Source organism: Bacillus sanguinis, assembly GCF_018332475.1.
In the GTDB taxonomy this organism is placed as follows: Bacteria; Bacillota; Bacilli; order Bacillales; family Bacillaceae_G; genus Bacillus_A; species Bacillus_A sanguinis.
On sequence record NZ_BOQB01000712.1, the window covers coordinates 1 to 375 of the forward strand.

Here is a 375-nt window from a genome sequence, read left to right on the forward strand (position 1 = left end):
ACTGCTCTTTAACAATTTATCAGACAATCTGGGTGGGCACTCGAAGATACGGATTCTTAACGTCGAAAGACGAAAAATGAATACCAAGTCTCAAGAGTGAACACGTAATTCATTACGAAGTTTAATTCTTTGAGCATCAAACTTTTAAATTGAAGAGTTTGATCATGGCTCAGATTGAACGCTGGCGGCAGGCCTAACACATGCAAGTCGAACGGTAACAGGAAACAGCTTGCTGTTTCGCTGACGAGTGGCGGACGGGTGAGTAATGTCTGGGAAACTGCCTGATGGAGGGGGATAACTACTGGAAACGGTAGCTAATACCGCATAACGTCGCAAGACCAAAGAGGGGGACCTTCGGGCCTCTTGCCATCGGAT

The 375-nt window shown here is 46.1% G+C and carries 1 rRNA gene; it reads left to right on the forward strand.

Annotated elements, in window-relative coordinates:
• Nucleotides 1-146 precede the first annotated feature (146 nt).
• Nucleotides 147-375 (forward strand): 16S ribosomal RNA (locus KI369_RS30135); the annotation flags it as partial.